Genomic DNA, 13,373 nt, shown 5'->3' with positions numbered 1-13,373 from the left:
ACAAGTATTTATAATTTATATACCACTTCGTGTATATGGAGTGATACACCGGCATGATTGCGTCCGGCGCACCGCATCCATGGCAGGTATGTCAGTCGGAACGTCTTCATCCATGCTGTTGGCCCGCTCAAACGCCGAGATCGCGGAACGTCCAGTCGTTCGGCAGGTCGGCGTCAAAGCCGGTCTCTGCGACGAGGTCACGAATGCGCTGTTCGACCGTGTCGTCCAGCTCAAACGTATCGTCGAACTCCTCGCCCCAGTCATAGTACCGCGGCATCCCTGGCCAGTAATCGTCCGTCTGTAGCCCGTAGACGCAGTCACACAGATAGCGACGATACGGCATATCATCACGGGCGGGACGCGAAAACGTCCCGTCGATCGACTCGTCTCTCACTAGCGCGTCGAGCAGGTCGACCGCTGCGTACTGGTCGGCGTAGAACGCGTGTTCGAGCGTCGGAGTAACCGAGAAAATGTCTTCCGAGGCACGGGCGTGGAGACGGTCGGCCACCGAGTGGTTCGGGTGCCCGATTCCCCACCCATATGCGTGGACTTCCTCTTGTGTGGTATCGGCTGTATCGCCGGCAGCGACTGCGACGCCATCGAGATATTCGAGCGCCACAACTGGAATCGCCGACACGCCGTCGGTCAACCGCGTGCGGATCAGATTCCGTCCGACAGCATTCGCGATCGTGGGTGTCACGAGCGGCAGCTCGTCGTCGGCGGTCGGGTCGTACGCATTGATGACCTCCTCGAGGAGAGTCCACCCGGTTGCTCGTGCCGCCTCGTCAAGGGCGTCACTAACGCGCTCGTGGTACGACCAGAACACGTCTCGGTATGTCTCGCCGCCGTCGTCTTCCTCAAGCGCAGCCGAGAGTGCTGACTCGAACTCGGTGACTGCGTCGTGAAGGGCGGCTCTGTCACCACCCGAGAAGCGGTCGAGTAGGGTATCGAGTTCGGCGACGGCCGCGTTCCGTTTGTCGGCTGGCGACGAATCTGTGGATTCTGACTGTTCGAGATCAGCCGAGCCAACGGATGTTTGTGACTGGACATCCTCACAGTCGTGAAGGCGGAGACGGGTGAGCGTCTCAAACGACGCTCCGCAATCGTCGCACTCGTGGGCCGTGACATCCTCCTCGCCGTAAACGGCGAGGCTTCCCACGCATGGGGAATACCAGTTAGTCGTCGTCACCAGAACCGTCGGTTCTGGTTGGCTCACGAGACTCCGTCTCGTGAACGCTGGCAGAGGGTTCCGACTCTTCGTAGGCCGTGAGCGTCATCTGCGCTGGTACGCTCTTCTCACGGTGAGTCGTGGCGGTGTCACAACCGCTCCCATCCTGAGGCGAGTCATCGCGCTCCGCCTTGTCAAGCGGGACGCTCTCTCCCCACGGGTCAACCCGTCGTGCGATATTCGCGGAAGCGTTGATGTCGGCCTGAAACGTCGAAACGTGGCAGTCGCCGTTCGGACACCGAAACTCGGCTTGGGAGTCCCGCCGACCGATACGGTGGCACGAGTGACACGTCTGCGAGGTGTACGCCGGATTCACGTACTCGACCGGGATGCCTGCTTCCGTCGCCTTGTCCTCGATGCGCCCTTGCAGTCGGGCGAACGCCCACGAATGAAGCCGACGGTTCATGTACTTCCCGTAGTCGAGACGCTCACGGATGGACGTCAAGTCCTCCATCACCAACACGGGATTCTCGTACTGCTTTGCGTACTCGACGGCTTGCCGAGACGCTTTCTCCACGATCTCGGTGAGCGCGTTCTGGTAGTGCGAGAAGCGGTCTTCGATACGCCACTCAGATGCGTCACGCTCTTGGAGTCGTTTCAGAGTCGTGTGCATCTCTTTGCGGAGATGCTTCGCTCTGCTTCCGCTACACACGAACGGGTCAGTCGGAGAACCGTCCTTGAGGGCACAGCCCGTGATGAGGGCGGTTTCTCCGATGTCTAAGCCGATGTGCGTGGCGTCACCGTTTGTCGCTGGTTCTTCGACCGGGTACTCGACGGTGACGTGCAGTACCCAGTTCTTCCGGTGCTGTTGAAGCCGTATTTCGCCCGCCTTCGCGTCCTCCGATACGAGGTCGTGCCAGAGATCTTCCTGTTCAGGGTTGATGCGGAGCGGTATCCAGAAGTTCGTTCCCCGGCCGGGACGCGGAACCCACCACGTGAACGCGTAGTCGCGTTCTTCAGAGTGGTCGAACGTCGCGGCTTGATTCGTGAGCCGTATTGGGTGACCGTCGTCCAACTCCTTGGCGTTGTACGTCTTGCGAAGTTTCGGAACGTAGTTGCAGAGAGCGGCCTTGGCCTGATACGGGAGGTCGTAGGGCGTCACGATGTCGCTCACCGCCGACATGGTACTCGCTCCGGCGTCGAACGCTTCTTGCAGACCGTCACGGTAGGTTTTGAGCAGGTCGTTGAGTTTCGACTGCTTGTGCGCGGTGGGTGGCGCGAACGTCGCCTGCAACGTCTTCGTGACGGTCGTGGACATCGCTACTGCTCCTCCACGTACTTCATGAGTACGTCGATGCTCACTTGGCCGGTGGTGGCGAGGAAGTACCCCGGTTGCCAGAACGCCTTGTCGAGCGCCTGCCGAACCTCGGGATTCTCGTCACGGATTTTGCGGGACGTGACGCCCTTGAGCGAGTTGATGAACTTGGTGAGGTCGGTCGTTGGCTTCGCTGTGAAGAGGATATGAACGTGGTCGCTTCCGCCGTTGACGTTCTGGATGTCCACGCCGAAGTCTTCTGAGATGTTGCTGGCAATCTCACCGACCCGTTCTGCGATTTCGTCGGTGAGGAGGTCTGCGCGGTACTTCGTGACGGTCACAAAGTGATATTGGAGCGCGTGGACCGTGTGCGACCCGGTTTCGAGGTTGTACTTCATTTGGCCGTACTGATTTCTATATACCCAATTCTAATAAAGATTTGCAGTCGTGGGGTATTCGTCTTGTAACCGACGGTGGAACGTGTAGGAGTTGTCGGCTTCACGCCCGCCGTAAACGGCTGTCTCTTACCCACAAATCGAGTCGTTGTTGCGGTCAATGAATCCGACCGAAGCCTCGATATCTACAGATTTAACACTTCTATGGGACGATTTTGCTGATCTTGTTTACCACATTCAACAACCCCCCACTGCCGATATCACCGTCCGAATTACTCCCCACCTCGATCTCTCGAGAATAGATATGGTTCGACAGCGTCTGAAACGTTTGTTTGGGACTCGGTGAACTTGTGGGTAAGAGACAGCCGTAAACGGCGGGGTTCTCGCCTTGAAAAAAGAGAGGGATTTTGCCGACCTCGTCTATGATATTCTGTGTTCCAAACGAGAGTCCGAAAGGAGTGCCTCACGCCGTCGCGGGCTCCTCACCCGGGTTGTTCGCGGTGAGTTCGACATCAAGACGGATGCGCTCGTACGGGAGGTACGGCCGCTTCGAGCGTCCGTCGTCCTCGACGATGAATACGATCCCGTAGTCCGCCAGACGCGTGACATCGTCGTGGACTGGCTTGTAGTCGCGATTGAGTGCCTTGGCGAGCGCGCTGCTGCTCTTAGCGGCACCTTCGGTATCCATCAGCGTCTGAAGGAGCTCGATCCGCCGGTTGGTGAGGATCGTCCGCAGCTCGCCAACTGTCGCGAACGATACCACTGCGGGCTGTGGGTCGCCGTCTGCGATCGCGTTGACAGCGGTGAGCGTGTCCTCGAACGTATCGTCGAACGATTCGACGGTAATGCGAAGGACATCGGGATGCGGCCGGTCGCGAGGGTCACTGTACTTGTCGGGCCAGCCGTCGTGGTTGGGCTCAGTCATTGGTGGTCTCCGTGTCTGCCAGCGTCGCAATTCGTTCAGAAACCGAGTCATATGAGCCGCAAGGCTGTGAAACTCGATCGCTGTGCCGTCGCCAAATCGAACGTGCCGGTGATGCCAACCGAGATCGTCGTCGTCGTGCGCGTCGTCATACCGGAGCAGTTCGCCGGTCTCAGGGTGATAGTACTGAAACCGATAGAACCACCCGTCCGGATACTCCTCGTCGCGGACAGCGAATATCTCCACGCGCCCACCGGGGACAGCGCGGTTCAACTCGATCGGGTGACGCTTCGACATCCTACTGTACTATAACCTATGATGTTATAGACCATAAGTTTATGAGACTAAAATACAGTTCCCGATTAGAGCGAGGGCGTGGCCAACGTGTACGTTGGCGACTTCACCGACATGCTGTCGGCACATTGGTCGGCGCATGTGAACGAGAAGATGCACCAGTTCTGGGCGTACCGGTTGTTCATCGACCGGCTTGCGACAACTGCTGAGGAGTACGGCATCACGGTCGAAGTCCGGTCGGAAGCGTACACGACGACTGAGCGCCCGGTGTGTGGCGAGCGAGACGAGTCAGAACGGGACGGCGACGTGTTTCGGTGTTCGTGTGGCTACGAGGGGCACGCCGACCTTGGTGCCTCGCGGACGTTCCTCGAACGACAGGCTAGCGAAAACGTTGGGTCGATGGCACGGCCTGTGCGCCTCAAGTGGGACGACCACAACTGGTCGGAGTCATCACGCTCTCCCGCGAGGGCAAGTCCCAACGAGGAGCGCACAAACCGGAGTACCGGCGAGGGAAACTTGCCTCTGTGGGGACGGCATAGCCAACATCCCCACCAGAGGAATCCCACCCCTTCAGGGCTGTCTCTTACCCATAAGTTCTAATGCCGCAGCTGACGGACTAATGCCGGAAGATGGGGCACCGTTCACGGAGTTGGCGACCAGAACTTGACGAAGATGGACAGCTGCGTGACATGGATGTCTCTGGGTGGATTCGAACGGAGTTTCGATCAGCCGAGTTTGGAGATAAACGTCTCACTGACCGTCTGGTACAGATTGGGGATGAACTCGGCAGCTCGCCTGCCGAGTCCATCCCAGCATCCTGTGAGAATTGGCCGTCCACAAAGGCTACGTACCGATTCTGCGATAATGATCGTGTGACCCCTGGCGAGATCCTCTCCGCTCATAAACAAGCACAGCACTCGCGAGTGCGTGGCGGAGACGAGCTACTGGTCGTCTCCGACACCACATACCTCACCTACCCACGTCATCCGGCGAAAGATGGACTCGGCGACATTAGCTCTGAAGATATTGATGTTGAAGGAGTCAAACTACACTCGTCAATCGGAGTCTGTCCCGACACGCACCGAATGACCGGGGTCATCGACCAGCAGGCGCTGGTCGAGGACCAACAGACAAACGTCGACTACATCACAAACGGCAAAAACGACCCAATCGACGTTGAAACCCAGTACGAGAAATGGCTGCGTGGAGACAGAGCAGCTCTTGAATGGATTCCTGACGATATCCGTCCGATTTTTGTCCACGACAGGGGCGGCGACGCGTTTTCGTTGTTCGAAGAATTTGGCCGAGAGCGTGACGACACTGGCTTTATCCTCCGAGCGAATCAGAATCGGCGTATCTGGACTGAAGGCGGTGATGCTGGAAAACTATACGAGTGGAGTAGCGACCTCGCCGAGCGAGGTCGCGACTCAATTGAGATTCAACAAGGCGGTGGACGCGAGGCTCGGACAGCAGAAGTGTCGATTACAACAGCCACTTGCGAGATTCGTGCGCCGAAAAACAATCCCGGACAAGAGGGCTCAGTCGAGATCAATGTGGTGAGAGTGGACGAAGTCAGTGAGGCAGACGATCCGATTCAGTGGGTGCTACTCACCACTGAATCGGTCGAGACGTTCGATGATGCCTTGACCATCATCGAGTACTACAGCCTTCGATGGCGGATTGAAGACTGGCACAAAGTGCTGAAGAGTGGCTGTGAGATCGAAGAAAGACAGCTTCAGACGTGGGAGCGTATGGAAGTCTTGCTGAGCGTCTACTCAGTGATCGCGTGGAAGGTGCTAGAGTTACGGGAACTAGCACGGGGGAAGGACTCGCTTGCGCCAGAAACCTTGTTAAGCGACGCTGAACGCGCAGTTCTGGAAACAAAATTTCCAGAACTGAGCGGCAAGAGCGGCAAAGCGTACGCGGTACATGTAGCGAAACTTGGAGGGTATCTTGACCGAGGATCTGATCCACCGCCGGGCTGGCAGACGATGTGGAAAGGGCTTCAGAAGCTCCGCATGTGGGCAGAAGGCTACAAACTGGGTGCTGAATGAGCGCCGAGCCGCTCATTCAGCGAAATTCCTCATAAATTCAGTTTCTGCTCAGCGATACGGTCTATCCATCCTCTAGAATCAATGAATCGGCGTCACTAATGATCTCTTCCTGACCGATTTTTAAATATCAGGCTGTATCTGGTTGATTTTTCTCGACAGTATTGACTTATGGGTAAGAGACAGCCCTTCAGGGGATGGAGGATGTCAACAAGGTACGAAGTCGCCATATCTTCTCTGCAGCGTCGAGAACGGTGCTGTTTAACGACGAACTATCGGTTTGTGCCACCATCGACGGCGTCGAGATCGGGCTCGTCGAACTCGAGTGCGTCCGCAACAGCGTCGGGAAGCTCCGGGCGAGGGGCCGATTCGTGGCGCTCGATTTTCTCGGTCTTGCGCGTGTTTTCGTAGAGGGCACGTGCGACCGGAAGCCCACGGAGATACTTGTAGTCGTGGAGGACCTCGACCCCCTGCTCTGTGAATCCGTAGAACTGAGAGGGGAGATCACGTGTCCCCTCGCTTGGGTCGTACGTGTAGCGTGCGAGGAGCCCGGCGTCGATCAACGTCTCCAACTGGTCTTTGATGGCCGCCTGACTCTTTCCGGTCATATACTCGAGTTCGGCGAGCGACATCAGATGGGCGGGATGGCCCAGCAGCTCCTGGATGATGAGATGGCGCGTATCCTGGGACAACAGCGTGAACAGCCGCTGCTGTTCTGCGAACGGCCCTGCATCGGCCGCACCAGTGTCGGTTTCGCTCATATGTGCTGGTACGAGGGAGGGCGACATAACAGTTAGGGCCATCCAAGTTGGTTAATTCAGAAAAAACCAATGTAATTCAGAAGAGACAAGGTGATGTGATTTGAATTGGCAGCTAATGACCGACCCAAGCCCGCCACCGGACGCTGGGGAAATTATGACCGTCGTTCACGAGGCCGTCGGGGGTATCGAACTTGAGCCTGCAGAGAAACGGGAAATCTGGCGGTTCACCCAGCGTGAATTGCCGTATCTCTGGAGTCAGCGGACATCGTATTTCATTTTGGGGAGCTATCGCGACCCCTATATCTGCCGGCTTCGCGCCGTCCAGAACGAACTCACGAAGCAGCTCGGTGCCTATCCGTTCATCATGGGTGATCTCCTCGAACTCCCGACTGACCGACTCAATACGTTCGATATCATGTTTTCGTTGCTCGCGACGTACAGCGACTACATCGTCGGTATCTTCGAGAAGGAGAGTGGTGGGGAGGCGCCTGAATTGGGCGAGATCGATGACCCACCGTATTTCGACAAGTCGCACGTGTTCCCACGTGATTACGCGTGGGTGACTGACGAGAATCTTGACTCGAAACAGCACGTCGTTCAAGCCGCCCTCGAGATAGCGTTCACAGACGATTTGGCGGCGGATGAAGTCCAAGCAAACGTCGAGTCGCTCGTTGATCGCGCCCAAGAGAGCGGCCTCGACATCGACGAACAGGAGGTGTGGGATGTGATCGACAACCGGGCAGATGAGGACAAAGGGCTGGCAACGTACAGTTGGGTCCATCTCAACAAGTTCCGCAAATTCGAACTCCACGAACGGTGCTTCCCGTGGACGACAGAGGACGAACTCCGAACGGCGGTTGACGAACTCCCGTCCCCGACACCCCGTCCGGAGTGGGAAGAGAGGGGAGAACGGTGAACTATCGACCCACTAACCTTCGATCGCGACGCGACTCGACACACCCACCCCACCGGTTCCGCTGTTAGTACGGGGTGGACGCCACCATCTCAGTACCACAAGCGAATCCTCACTCAGGCCGACTCCAACAGCGTCGACAACCCACTCCGAACCGCCGACACGGACTGTTCGAGTTGATGCTCGTTGTACTTGCCCCCGTCCTTCCCCCGGTTGTGCTCTGTCACGCCTGTGATTCCCAACTGTGCCAACTCGCCCAGATAGTCACGCACTGACCGCTCGGAGACCGGACTCACTCCTTCTGAGCGAGCCACGGACCGGTACGTCTCGACGACTTCGCGCGTCCGAACCGGCGTGTCACCCCGTTCGTGAAGCCGTGTGAGTGCGTACAATACGAGCTTTCCATGCTGCGAGTAGTTCTGTATCCCCTCGACCACCTGGTCCGTCTGAACGCGCTCACGAGCTTCCTGGACGTGCGACTCGGTCACGATGTCGGACCCACTCTCACGGGCGACATCGCCGGCCTCTAAGAGGAGATCCAAAGCCTTCCGTGCGTCACCGGAGTCTTTCGCTCCATACGCAGCGCACATCGCGATCACCCCGTCTTCGAGAACGGTATCTTGGAAAGCGACCCGTTCACGCTGTTCGAGGACGAGTCGGAGCTCGTCGGCATCGTATGCGCTGAAGGACACCTCCTTTTCACACAGTGACGACTGGACCTTCGAAGAGAGTTGCGTCCGGAAGTCCAAGTCGTTCGAGATCCCAATGACGCCGAGCTTCGCCTCGCTAATGTCGCCGTTCGAGCGCGCACGCGAAAGCTTGTACAGGAGGGAATCGTCGCCGATGTGATCGACTTCGTCGAGGACGATGAGTACTGTCCCTCCATAGGCGTCGAGTTCGTCAAAGAGAAACTCGTACACACTCGCCTGCGGGTATCCTGTATTAGATATCTGTCGACCTGGCTCACGAAGTTCGTTGACCACCTTAACGGCGACTTGGTAGGACGTGTTCAGCCCGTCGCAGTTGACCTCAATCGTCGTGAGTTCGAGTTCCGGTACGTCGGTTGCGTCCCGCTCAAGCGTGCGGAGCAGATAGCGCGTGGCCGCAGTCTTGCCAACGCCACTTTTCCCGTAGAGAAACACGTTCGAGGGGGTCTCGTTGTTGATCACCGGCTGGAGGGCGGCGTGGTAGCGGGTGAGTTCTTTGTCGCGGCCGACGAGGCTGTCCGGCGTCCACTCTTCGAGAAGTGCCTCCCGGTTCTCGAAGATAGCATCGTTTGGCGTGAACGAGAAGTCGTCCATACTGGTTGGCCTCCCTATGATGAAATAAAACCACCACTTCTGTTGTTTCCGTTGTAGCCACTTATTTATATACTATTCATCCCCACTGCTTCCGCTGTTCGTACCTAGATGCCTCCCACGTATCACGTTTTGAGGCGCACTCAATTGAGCCACCGCTAGGCCTACTGCTCCGTCCTAACAGCGGAAGCGATGGGGTGTGTGGGTGAACGCACTTCACCACCAGAAGGACACTAACAGCGGAAGCGGTGGGGTGGGAGTCAAATCCATACCTCCCTTCCATGTTCGCTCACGTTAACAGCGGAACTAGTGGGGTGGGAGTGCTCTCTGGCGTCTTCGAGGTGTACTCAACTCTGGGCTGACAAACTATGTCTCTAGGGTGTCATAGAAGAGTTGGCACGATATTTATTTCGTGAATTTACAGCCGAATCAGCTGATGGAATGCGCTTGCGAACTGAATGACCATGCCACCGATATCTATATTAGTATGAAAAAAGTATGAACTGGTATGACCGAACACAAACGGAAAGTCGGAGATCGGGGGCAGGTGACGATTCCGAAGGACCTTCGGGACCGTCGTGGCATCGAAGGCGGTGACGAAGTTGAATTCGTCGAAGTGAATGACGAGATCATAATTAAACCGCCGAGAGATGAGGAACGGCTTGCTGAAGGATATCGAAAGAGAGCCGAACGGTCTCGTGAGTTGGCTGAAGAAATGGAAGACGCATCCGCAGAAGCAACTGGGCATCTCGGTGACGCACCCGACTGGAGCGAGTGAATTCTGAAGTCAACTGTGCAGGTACGCCGTGGCGACATTGTTATCGTTGAATTGAATCCCACGAAAGGGAGTGAGCAGCACGGAAAGAGCCGGCCCTGTGTTGTTATCCAGAACGATGTTGGGAATCAGTACTCACCGACAACTATCATCGCTCCATTCACAACGCAGTACACATCTGGAGACACGTACCCGTTCGAGGTGGAAGTACTGGCTTCGGATACTGCCCTCAGTCACGATTCAGCGGCAGACCTAAGTCAAATCCGGGTTATCGACATCGACGGACGTGTTAAGAAGAACATCGGATCCGTCCCGTCAGCAGATATGGCAAAAATCGACTCGGCAATCAAAGATAGCCTCGGCATCTGAGCGAAACGTTCCGTCAGTGTATAGTCTGTACTGAGCGATTCACAGGTCAGTCAACGAGGTGTGAGCAGAGTTCTATGACACCCTTGTATCGACCATTGTGAAGGGCCCGTAATGTGCGAAAACCGAAAGGTATTAGACGTGCGAGTTGCCTTCATGTGGTAGGGACCGTTGGTCCCTACTGAGGACAGCCCCCCATCCTGCTTCCTCCCCTGTCCTCTGCTATCCTGTCTCGCAAGCAGCAGTGAGTGTCTCGACAGCGATGCGGCGCAAGATCTTGATCGGCGCAGTTTAGGGTGTCATAGAAGATTTACGCGCTGTCGAGGCGAATGCCACGGGGCTTGACCCCGTGGATGAAGCCGACAACCATTCGTCTTTAGCTAAGACTCACACCTCGGTTGTGTAGCGGTAGCGAGCGTCTCCTGTAAGATCGGTCGTTGCTGGTGAATCTTCTGGGCGTCCTCGATCAGCCGCTCCAGCAACGGCGGTGGCGAGTAACCGAGATACTCACCGAGTTCATGGAGGATGAGCTGGGCGTGCGACCGGAAGGTCGCCGCCCAGCGTTCCGGTGGAAACACGATCTCGTCGTCGGCCTGATCGGTGACCAGATCCAACAGCTCACGACTCACCAGCAGTGACAGCAACGCCGCATACAGCAGAATTTTCACTACATCTGGGTCGCTTGTGTCGAACTCGTCCAACTCGTACTGCGTCTTCAGTTCACGAAACAGCGTTTCTACCTCCCACCGACACCAATACAGCGTTGCTAAATCCGCCGGGAAAAACTCCTCTCTCGGCAGATTCGTGATGTAGAGGTGGTAGTCGTCGGCGTCCTCGTCGCGGACCCCGACGACGCGGAATCGCTTCGTATCCAGCGACCGCGTCCCCTCATACTGGCCCCGCTTGAACTCCGCTTCGACCTCTACGTCGATGTACTTCCGCGAGAGATCATCGACCACATCGTGGATCCGCTTGCCCTCCAAGGGAATGGCGCGGCCGCGCCATTCCCGCAATTCCTCCGTTATCAGCGGATTCGCGTTCTCTTTCAGCCGACTCACGAAGTAGCCGTCGTTCTCATCGATCAACGCGAAGCGGCGGTACTTGAAGTACGCTCGATCGAACAGAACGAGCCGTTCTTGCAGCCACGATCCCGTCTTGAACCGCGTGCTGTCGTGCGTTTTCCCGTCCGTTACGTCGATCCGTTCAATCGTCTCATCAGTAGCGTTGTGGAGCAGGTGGAGCTTCGCTCCAGCCTGCTCCTCGTGACGGGCTTGGAACTCATCAGAAAGGAACTCGTGTAACCGCAATACCGTTCCATCGGCGATCATCACGTCCCTGAATCGGTCGATATCAGCGTCAACGGTGTCAGGAACAGCGACCTCGTCGAGGCCGTGCTCGACGTGGTCGCAGAGGTACTCCGCCAGCGTTGGTGTCAACCGGTGATAGAAGCCACCGGGAGAAATCGTTTCATCAGCTGTCGAGTTGTAGCAGCGTCTGAACCCGGCGAGTGTTCGGCTCTCGCCTGCGGCGAAGCCGAACACGAGCGCCCACACGAGAACAGGAACCTGAAGCTTCCCCTCACGCTCGACCACGCCGAGTTCCTCGGCATGCTCTTCGAGGAACTCGGAGGGAAACAGTGTAGTGAGCCGACGCATGATTCTCGATGAGGAGGCGTCTTGGTGTACACTTGCCGCCTCCTCATTCCTCTCGAAAAGAAGCCTCGATAAGCCGCTGCTGTCACGCGGTTTCTCTCTTACTCAGCTTTGAACGTTGAAGTAGGAGCGTGACGTAGGCGGTAGTGAAGACGGATGATGCCGATTACGGACTTCTTGTCGTGTACGCGTGTGTTTGACGAGTTCGAATCGCTGTCATCAGCTCAACGCCATCACGCGAAAACCTACGCCACCGGTCTTGTTGCGGCCAGCAACAAGACCGTGGCAGGCATCTCACGCGAAGTCCTTCCAGCTGGAGACAAACGCGCTCTCAACAAATTCCTCACCGAGTACGACTGGGACGAACAACAATTCAACCATGAGCGCCTCGAAGAACTCCAAAAACACGGTGAAACACGCTGGTCGAAGGATGGCTACATCATCCTCGACGACACGATCACCCACAAAGCCGGGGACGAAGTCCCCGGCGTCGGCCACTTCTACGATCACGCTGAAGGTGACACTGTCTGGGGCCAAGACCTCATCTACGCCTTCTACGCTGACAACAAAACCGCCTACCCACTCACCTTCCGACTCTACGAAAAACAGGACGACAATGACCAAGACCACGACACCAAGTACGATCTCGCCCGCGAGATCGTCACCGAACTCGAAGACGAGGTAGGTGTCCCGGCGGACACCTACCTCTTCGACTCGTGGTTCGCCCACGATTCTGGCCTTCCTGAACTCATCGAATCCTCCGACAAAGACTGGATCGGCCCGCTCCGGAGCAACCGACAGGTGACCTACGGCGGCGAAGAGATCCGCGTCGATGCGCTTGCAGAGCGCATCGACACGGTTGAACGCGACGTTGAAGACGAGACCTACCACATCTGGACAAAGAAGCTTCCCGTCTCCCAACTGGGAGACGTGAAGCTGGTGCTCGCTGAGAAAGAAACTGACGAAGAAGACGAAGAGAACCCGGTCAAGTACCTCGTCACGAACAAGATCGACGCACCGACCGAGCACATTATTCGCTCCTACGGGATGCGGTGGCGCATCGAAACGTTCTTCGAGGACTCGAAGCAGGATCTCGGCTTGGGAGACTGCGAGATGCAGACCAACGAAGGTGCCAGTCGGCACTGGCACCTTCTGATGGCTGCCTACAGTCTCGTCCGTCTTGATCCCGAATCGAGCGCCTTGGGGACGGTTCGCTCGAAAGCGTCATCGCTTCGAGCGAACCTCGAACACTCGCTGAAAGAAGCCGTTTACAACCTTCTCTCGTGGGTTCGAGACAACGATGATCGTAGCGTCGACGACCTGATGGAAGAGATTGATCACCTCTTCGTTCACTCAACAGCCGACGCTAACGTTCAAAGCTGAGTCTCTTAGCTAAAGACGGATGCGATAGAGTGAACCTCGGCGAGATTGAGAGCCGAGATGTAGCCGTCTGCGGCGACTTC

Annotated in this window: 12 protein-coding genes and 2 pseudogenes; 6 read left to right on the top strand and 8 right to left on the bottom strand. The window is 56.8% G+C overall.

Translation table 11 applies throughout. The annotated features are described in order from the left end of the window. Positions 1 to 127: 127 nt before the first annotated feature. From EO776_RS13900 to EO776_RS19400, 5 genes and pseudogenes are all read right to left on the bottom strand, one after another. Positions 128 to 1,159: a hypothetical protein gene (locus tag EO776_RS13900; RefSeq protein WP_094580130.1), complete on the bottom strand. Its 1,032-nt coding sequence runs from the start codon at positions 1,157 to 1,159 to the stop codon at positions 128 to 130. A gap of 16 nt (positions 1,160 to 1,175) precedes the next feature. After that, complete coding sequence (locus EO776_RS13895) at positions 1,176 to 2,486, bottom strand: RNA-guided endonuclease TnpB family protein (protein WP_129452474.1); 1,311 nt, start codon at positions 2,484 to 2,486, stop codon at positions 1,176 to 1,178. Positions 2,487 to 2,488: 2 nt separating this feature from the next. Continuing rightward, positions 2,489 to 2,881: an IS200/IS605 family transposase gene (gene tnpA / locus EO776_RS13890; RefSeq protein ID WP_094580132.1), complete on the bottom strand. Its 393-nt coding sequence runs from the start codon at positions 2,879 to 2,881 to the stop codon at positions 2,489 to 2,491. 460 nt (positions 2,882 to 3,341) lie between these two features. Then, positions 3,342 to 3,803 carry an HVO_A0114 family putative DNA-binding protein gene (locus tag EO776_RS19405; protein ID WP_129452473.1) on the bottom strand — a complete coding sequence of 154 codons (462 nt, stop codon included), beginning with the start codon at positions 3,801 to 3,803 and terminating at the stop codon, positions 3,342 to 3,344. 87 nt (positions 3,804 to 3,890) lie between these two features. After that, positions 3,891 to 4,097 (bottom strand): annotated as a pseudogene (locus EO776_RS19400) (toxin-antitoxin system TumE family protein); the annotation flags it as partial. 72 nt (positions 4,098 to 4,169) lie between these two features. On the opposite strand from EO776_RS19400, the pseudogene EO776_RS13875 reads away from it, so the two are divergent. Together EO776_RS13875 and EO776_RS13870 are read left to right on the top strand one after the other, a co-directional pair. After that, positions 4,170 to 4,633: pseudogene (locus EO776_RS13875) on the top strand (zinc ribbon domain-containing protein); the annotation flags it as partial. Positions 4,634 to 4,723: 90 nt separating this feature from the next. Continuing rightward, a complete protein-coding gene (locus EO776_RS13870; protein WP_129452472.1) occupies positions 4,724 to 6,148 on the top strand; it encodes an IS4 family transposase in 1,425 nt (474 codons plus the stop codon). Between the two features lie 269 nt (positions 6,149 to 6,417). On the opposite strand, the gene EO776_RS13865 is transcribed toward EO776_RS13870, so the two are convergent. Continuing rightward, positions 6,418 to 6,906, bottom strand: coding sequence for a hypothetical protein (locus EO776_RS13865; protein ID WP_094520030.1), 489 nt, complete (start codon positions 6,904 to 6,906; stop codon positions 6,418 to 6,420). Positions 6,907 to 7,021: 115 nt separating this feature from the next. On the opposite strand from EO776_RS13865, the gene EO776_RS13860 reads away from it, so the two are divergent. After that, the gene (locus EO776_RS13860; protein WP_129452471.1) at positions 7,022 to 7,822 is read left to right on the top strand and encodes a hypothetical protein; all 801 of its coding nucleotides are present in this window, start codon (positions 7,022 to 7,024) and stop codon (positions 7,820 to 7,822) included. Between the two features lie 113 nt (positions 7,823 to 7,935). Here the strand turns inward: EO776_RS13860 and EO776_RS13855 are convergent, their stop codons facing one another. Continuing rightward, positions 7,936 to 9,120 (bottom strand): orc1/cdc6 family replication initiation protein, encoded by a 1,185-nt coding sequence (locus EO776_RS13855; protein WP_049933412.1) that lies wholly within the window; start codon positions 9,118 to 9,120, stop codon positions 7,936 to 7,938. A 505-nt stretch (positions 9,121 to 9,625) separates the two neighbouring features. Here EO776_RS13855 and EO776_RS13850 point away from each other — a divergent pair. Continuing rightward, positions 9,626 to 9,895 carry an AbrB/MazE/SpoVT family DNA-binding domain-containing protein gene (locus EO776_RS13850; RefSeq protein WP_089309307.1) on the top strand — a complete coding sequence of 90 codons (270 nt, stop codon included), beginning with the start codon at positions 9,626 to 9,628 and terminating at the stop codon, positions 9,893 to 9,895. Between the two features lie 15 nt (positions 9,896 to 9,910). Further along, a complete protein-coding gene (locus EO776_RS13845) occupies positions 9,911 to 10,261 on the top strand; it encodes a type II toxin-antitoxin system PemK/MazF family toxin (protein ID WP_089309306.1) in 351 nt (116 codons plus the stop codon). Between the two features lie 377 nt (positions 10,262 to 10,638). On the opposite strand, the gene EO776_RS13840 is transcribed toward EO776_RS13845, so the two are convergent. After that, positions 10,639 to 11,913, bottom strand: a complete 1,275-nt coding sequence (locus tag EO776_RS13840; protein ID WP_129452470.1) for an IS4 family transposase — start codon at positions 11,911 to 11,913, stop codon at positions 10,639 to 10,641. Positions 11,914 to 12,066: 153 nt separating this feature from the next. Between EO776_RS13840 and EO776_RS13835 the strand changes: the two genes are divergently transcribed. Further along, positions 12,067 to 13,293 carry an IS701 family transposase gene (locus EO776_RS13835; RefSeq protein ID WP_129452469.1) on the top strand — a complete coding sequence of 409 codons (1,227 nt, stop codon included), beginning with the start codon at positions 12,067 to 12,069 and terminating at the stop codon, positions 13,291 to 13,293. Positions 13,294 to 13,373 lie beyond the last annotated feature (80 nt).

Origin of the sequence: Halorubrum ezzemoulense (genome assembly GCF_004126515.1) — an archaeon.
Lineage (GTDB): Archaea > Halobacteriota > Halobacteria > Halobacteriales > Haloferacaceae > Halorubrum > Halorubrum ezzemoulense.
This window is presented reverse-complemented; position numbering and strand designations above follow the sequence as displayed.

What these genes read in the sequence shown, in the direction of transcription:
- EO776_RS13840 (WP_129452470.1), bottom strand. Translation starts at nt 11,913, where the DNA reads ATGCGTCGGCTCACTACACTGTTTCCCTCCGAGTTCCTCGAAGAGCAT.
- EO776_RS13850 (WP_089309307.1), top strand. Translation starts at nt 9,626, where the DNA reads ATGACCGAACACAAACGGAAAGTCGGAGATCGGGGGCAGGTGACGATT.
- EO776_RS13855 (WP_049933412.1), bottom strand. Translation starts at nt 9,120, where the DNA reads ATGGACGACTTCTCGTTCACGCCAAACGATGCTATCTTCGAGAACCGG.
- EO776_RS13860 (WP_129452471.1), top strand. Translation starts at nt 7,022, where the DNA reads ATGACCGACCCAAGCCCGCCACCGGACGCTGGGGAAATTATGACCGTC.
- EO776_RS13865 (WP_094520030.1), bottom strand. Translation starts at nt 6,906, where the DNA reads ATGAGCGAAACCGACACTGGTGCGGCCGATGCAGGGCCGTTCGCAGAA.
- EO776_RS13895 (WP_129452474.1), bottom strand. Translation starts at nt 2,486, where the DNA reads ATGTCCACGACCGTCACGAAGACGTTGCAGGCGACGTTCGCGCCACCC.
- tnpA (WP_094580132.1), bottom strand. Translation starts at nt 2,881, where the DNA reads ATGAAGTACAACCTCGAAACCGGGTCGCACACGGTCCACGCGCTCCAA.
- EO776_RS13835 (WP_129452469.1), top strand. Translation starts at nt 12,067, where the DNA reads ATGATGCCGATTACGGACTTCTTGTCGTGTACGCGTGTGTTTGACGAG.
- EO776_RS19405 (WP_129452473.1), bottom strand. Translation starts at nt 3,803, where the DNA reads ATGACTGAGCCCAACCACGACGGCTGGCCCGACAAGTACAGTGACCCT.
- EO776_RS13870 (WP_129452472.1), top strand. Translation starts at nt 4,724, where the DNA reads ATGGGGCACCGTTCACGGAGTTGGCGACCAGAACTTGACGAAGATGGA.